This is a genomic window from Streptomyces sp. SID1328, from assembly GCF_009865595.1.
Classification (GTDB): domain Bacteria; phylum Actinomycetota; class Actinomycetes; order Streptomycetales; family Streptomycetaceae; genus Streptomyces; species Streptomyces griseoluteus.
This window is the reverse complement of sequence record NZ_WWKH01000246.1, coordinates 1-4668: the sequence shown is the minus strand read 5'-3', so window position 1 is coordinate 4668 and position 4668 is coordinate 1. Positions and strand designations below refer to the sequence as shown.

6 protein-coding genes and 2 pseudogenes are annotated in these 4668 nt (G+C 68.0%); 5 read left to right on the top strand and 3 right to left on the bottom strand.

Annotation, left to right across the window (positions count from 1 at the left end; all coding sequences use genetic code 11):
* From GT030_RS07230 to GT030_RS36220, 4 genes and pseudogenes are all read left to right on the top strand, one after another.
* On the top strand, positions 1–810 hold an 810-nt coding region (locus GT030_RS07230), incomplete at its 5' end, for an Ig-like domain-containing protein (RefSeq protein ID WP_237522244.1).
* A 235-nt stretch (positions 811–1045) separates the two neighbouring features.
* Positions 1046–1333: a DUF1360 domain-containing protein gene (locus tag GT030_RS07225; protein ID WP_161200361.1), complete on the top strand. Its 288-nt coding sequence runs from the start codon at positions 1046–1048 to the stop codon at positions 1331–1333.
* Positions 1334–1458: 125 nt separating this feature from the next.
* Entirely contained in the window at positions 1459–1617 is a 159-nt protein-coding gene (locus GT030_RS35495) for a hypothetical protein (RefSeq protein WP_202459797.1), read from the top strand.
* Between the two features lie 65 nt (positions 1618–1682).
* Positions 1683–1819, top strand: a pseudogene (locus tag GT030_RS36220) (GNAT family N-acetyltransferase); the annotation flags it as partial.
* A 9-nt stretch (positions 1820–1828) separates the two neighbouring features.
* On the opposite strand, the gene GT030_RS07215 reads toward GT030_RS36220, so the two are convergent.
* Positions 1829–2643, bottom strand: a protein-coding gene (locus tag GT030_RS07215; RefSeq protein WP_346009585.1) for an IS5 family transposase whose coding sequence is annotated in 2 segments (ribosomal slippage) — positions 1829–2307 and positions 2307–2643 — 816 coding nt in all. Because the reading frame shifts where the segments join, the coding sequence is not laid out codon by codon here.
* Between the two features lie 486 nt (positions 2644–3129).
* On the opposite strand from GT030_RS07215, the pseudogene GT030_RS07210 reads away from it, so the two are divergent.
* Positions 3130–3817, top strand: a pseudogene (locus tag GT030_RS07210) (transposase family protein).
* A gap of 10 nt (positions 3818–3827) precedes the next feature.
* On the opposite strand, the gene GT030_RS07205 reads toward GT030_RS07210, so the two are convergent.
* Together GT030_RS07205 and GT030_RS07200 are read right to left on the bottom strand one after the other, a co-directional pair.
* A complete protein-coding gene (locus tag GT030_RS07205) occupies positions 3828–4103 on the bottom strand; it encodes a hypothetical protein (RefSeq protein ID WP_161200360.1) in 276 nt (91 codons plus the stop codon).
* A gap of 481 nt (positions 4104–4584) precedes the next feature.
* Positions 4585–4668, bottom strand: an 84-nt coding sequence (locus GT030_RS07200) for a cold shock domain-containing protein (protein ID WP_161200363.1), incomplete at its 5' end; no start/stop codon positions are given.

Here is a 4668-nt window from a genome sequence, read left to right as displayed (position 1 = left end):
GTCTCGGGCGCCTCGGTCACCTTCAGCGGCGGCGGAGCCACACCCGTGACCGTCACCACCAACGCCTCCGGGATCGCCACCGGATCACTCACCTTCCCCACCGCAGGCCCGGCGTCGGTCACCGCAACGGTCACCGCGGCCAACTCCGCCTGCTCCTGCACCAACGTCTCCTCCACCCCGATCACCATCAACGTCACCACGCAGCCGTCCTGCCTGGTGTTCCTGCTGCCGCCGTCCGGTGCGGTGGTGGCCGGTCAGCCGACCACCCTGACCGCGGTCGTGCTGTGCAACGGGCTCCCCGTCTCCGGGGCCTCGGTCACCTTCAGTGGCGGCGGGGCCACCCCGGTGACCGTCACCACCAACGCCTCCGGGATCGCCACCGGATCGCTCACCTTCCCCACCGCAGGCCCGGCGTCGGTCACCGCAACGGTCACCGCGGCCAACTCCGCCTGCTCCTGCACCAACGTCTCCTCCACCCCGATCACCATCAACGTCACCGGCGGGGGGACAGGGGGGACAATTCAGGTGCTGCCGTCCTGCTGGCAGTTCAACCTGCAGGCGCCGCTGCCGAACCCCTTCACGGCAACACTCCGGGCGCGTGTCTCGCCTGCGGCTGCGGGCGTGACGGTGAGTTTCTTCGTGGGCGGGCAGCTGGTGGGCACCGCGGTGACCGACGCCACCGGCACGGCGACCCTCAACGCCAGCCTGAACCTGCTGCAGGCCCTGTCAGGCAGCTTCACCGCCACCGCCAACGTCGGCGGAACCCCCGTCCAGGCGACCGGCCCCCTGCCGCCCTGCCTGCCGCTGTGACCCGTCCCGACCCTGCCTCGGCCGGAACAGCACCACAGCGTCGGGACGGATCATTGTCAGGCCCCGTCCAACGGTCAGCCTGATTTGGCGGTTCGCCAACAGTCGATCGCTTCCCGTACAGAGTCGTCCCCCCGTCGTGCAAGGACGGGGGGACGGCCCGGGCTCCAAGCCTAACGGCGAGCACACCCACGCCGCCCGGCCCCACACCAAACCGACCTGCCTGAGGGAGACTTCCATGAGCTTGACGGAGTTCCTGCTGGCCCTCGGCGTCACTTGCCGCATCACCCGCCTTCTCACCAAGGACACGCTCGCGGCCGGCTTCAGATCACAGATCGCCGATCGCTTCGGTGACGACTCCAAGGCTGCCTACCTGGTCAGCTGCGGATGGTGCGCGAGCGTATGGGTCGCGACCGCGGTGACCGCCTGCCTCCTCGCCCTGACGGGCACCGTCTGGTTCACGGCACCGGCAACCGCCCTGAGCCTGTCCTACCTCGCGGGAGTGGCCTCACGGTGGCTGGACTGACCAACACCAAAACGCCATCAGGGCCCCATCAAGGTGCATTGCAGAACACGCCGCATGCGGACGGCACGACAGCGCAACGGCCGCCCCTCCGGTACTCAGCACCCAGACACGAAACGAGAACGAACATGGCCTGCAACTGCGGCGGGGTGTCCCCGCAGACCCCCGTCGTCTACCAGCTGAGCTTGCCCGACGGCACAACCCGCTCCTACATCACCTACCAGGAGGCCTTGGCCGCCAAAGCACGAGCAGGGGGCATCGGCGAGATCACGATCACCACTCAGTGAACCCCAGGGCCCCCGCTGCGGAACGGCGTCCGCACGCTTCCGAATCGTCCGGTGAGCGTCCGGGCGAGGTGCGTGCGGACCTGCTTCACCTGCTGAACTACGCGATCACCGCGTTCGGTGAGCGCCTGGACCGCGCCATGGTGCAGAACCCGGCTTCATCGCCGTCATGGCCTACGCGGGCGGCCAGCCTGTCGGATACGCCTAAGAGGTCCTAACAAAGGCGTTGGGGTCGGTGTGTGATCAGGCAGGTGGCGAGGCCGAGGAAGGCCTCGTGGATGTCGTCGCGTCGCTCCCAGCGGATCCGCAGGCGGCGAAACCCGTGCAGCCAGGCGATGGTGCGCTCGACGACCCAGCGGAAGACGCCCAGGCCAGAGCCGTGTTCCATGCCTCGCTCCGCGATGACCGGGCGGATGCCGCGCTGCCGTAGCAGGCGCCGGTATTTGTCGTGGTCGTAGCCGCGGTCGGCAAGCGGCGCGTCGGGCCGATGTCTTGGGCGGCCGACGACGCCGGCAACCGCCGGGATCTTGTCGAGCAGGGGCAGGAGCTGGGTGACGTCGTTGCGGTTTCCGCCGGTCAGCGACACCGCGAGCGGGATGCCCTGGCCGTCGGTGAGGACGTGGTGCTTGCTGCCCGGCCGTGCGCGGTCGACCGGGCTGGGACCGCTTTTGGGCCCCGTCGAGCGGCCCGGACGTGGGAGGAGTCGATCACCGCCCGCGACCAGTCCAGCTTCCTCGCCGCCCGCAGCTTCTTCAGGAGCACAAGGTGCAGTTCGTCCCACACGCCGGCCTCGTTCCACGCGGCGAGCCGCCGCCAGCAGGTCATGCCCGAGCCGAAGCCCAGTTCCTGCGGCAGGTACTCCCATTGGATGCCCGTGTGCAGGACGAACAGGATCCCGCACAGCGCCTGCCGGTCCGGCACTCGCGGTCTGCCCTCGACCAGCTTCGGACCCGGCACGGGCAGCAACGGCTCGATGAGCGACCACAGTTCGTCCGAGACGATCCAGGGCCGCGACTGGCGTTTCCCCACGATCGGACCAACGACCAGCCCAGCCGAACGTCACATGATCAACGGCTTCTGTTAGGACCTCTAAGCCAACCGGATCGGCGGCGGAGACCGCTGGCAGCGGACCAGCCAGGACCATCTGATCGTGCAATTGTCTGAAACCTGAGGCGCCCATCGTATGTAGGACTTCGGCAGCCCGCGGCTCGATGACGGCCTTCCAGCTGCGCAGAGGTGCGGTCACGGCTGCTCCTCTTCCATGTCCGGCAAGCCTAGAAGGTCACGTCCGGGGACGGTGCGGTCGAGACGGCGGACCCGGCCGGGCACCGAGTCACTCATTCAGCTTCTTCGAGGTCGCCACCGATCGGGTGATGGGCCGTGAAGCGCAACAAGCGAGGCCCCGGCTGTTGATCGAGAGATCTGACGTCTCAATCTCGTTGCTCGGGGGTCTCGTTGGTCGTCATCCATCCTGCCGCACTCGGCCTGCCGCATGCACTCGTGGAGTGGGTCACCATGCTGATCGTCACCCGTGAGGGCGGCCGGCGCTGCAAGCTCCGGCCGTCCCAGCGCGCTATGGTGGCACTGGTGTACCTGCACGAACACATCATTCTGGCGAAGATCGCCACCGGGTTCGGAATCAGCGACTCCACCGCCCACGCATACACCAGCGCGGTCGTCGACCTGTCGCCGCGCGTGCGCCGGGTCTGCTGAAGACACTGCGCGAGCATGAGCCCGACTTCGTCCTACTCGACGGCACCCTCGCCGAGTGCGAGCGGGTCGGCGACGGCCGGCCCGACTACTCCCACAAACACCGGCCCCACGGCGTGAACTTACAGGTCGTCACCGATCCCGGTGGCCGGCTGTTATGGCTCTCGCCCGCCCTGCCGGGCCGCAGTCACGATCTGACCGCCGCACGAACCCACCGGATCATCCGGATCTGCGAGCGCCAAGGCGTTCCGATCGTGGCCGATCTCGCCTACCAGGACGCCGGCCCGTGGCTGACCACCGGCATCAAGCACAGGCCCCTCCAGGAACTCACTCCCACCGACAGGACCGCAACCGTGCCCCCGCGGCACGAGCACCCGTCGAACGCGGCGTCGTCCGCCTGAAGTCCTGGCGGATCTTCCACAGATCCCGCTGCAGCCCCAACCGCATGACGTCAATCGCCAAGGCGGTCCTCACACTGGACCTGCAACGCTGAAGAGGCTCACTCATCGGCTCAGCGGTACTTCCGAACCGTCTTCACCATGGGCCTCGGCCTCTGCTGGGCAGCCAGCCAACTCCCCAGCATGACGGATGTCCTCGTCGGTCAGGCTGCGCGCGAGGGTGATCGCATCGTGGAGCACGTCGGCGTCGCCCGCGTGGATCGACGCGAAGTAGCACATCAGGGCCTCGACCCTCTCGCCCATGGCGGTGAGCAGGTCACCGAGCGGGCCGTACGCCTCTTCGACCCCGCCCTCGGCGGCGGAGCGCAGGAGCTCGGCCACGGTCTGAGGGACGCGCTTGCCCCACCACAACCGTGCCAGGTTGAACCGGGCATGAGCGTCCCCGTCGTCGGCTGCCTCCGAGCGGCGCTCTTCCCCACTGCCATGTATGGGTCAGGCGGTATGCGCGTGTCTACATCCCATCGGTAACGATCCCTCAGGAAGAGGCTGTTCACGGCACGGTATCCGCTACCTGAAAGCAGGCGGGGCCGATTCGCTATGTCGCCGAGGGAGTAGCCGGACCGTGAATATGGCGACCCTCCGCAGCTTCGCCATCGACCAGCTACGCACTGCGGCCACACCAACATCGCCGCTGGCCTCCGCGCGATGTCTCTCCGCCCCTTCGAACGGCCACTGACCGTCCTCGGAGTCACCTGACCAGCACCGATCCAAGATCACCAGACTTTGCAACGCCCTGGGTCTCAAGGAGGTTCCCGACGTCAAGGTCCCGGAGGATGTTCCGGGAGCGGCGGGCCGCACGCGGTCAGGCGACGGTGATGTTCTCCGCCTGGGGGCCCTTGTGGCCTGGGGTGACGTCGAACGTCACCTGCTGGCCCTCGAGGAGCTC

Coding starts and splice junctions, on each gene's coding strand:
- GT030_RS07225 (WP_161200361.1), top strand. CDS start 1,046: ATGAGCTTGACGGAGTTCCTGCTGGCCCTCGGCGTCACTTGCCGCATC.
- GT030_RS35495 (WP_202459797.1), top strand. CDS start 1,459: ATGGCCTGCAACTGCGGCGGGGTGTCCCCGCAGACCCCCGTCGTCTAC.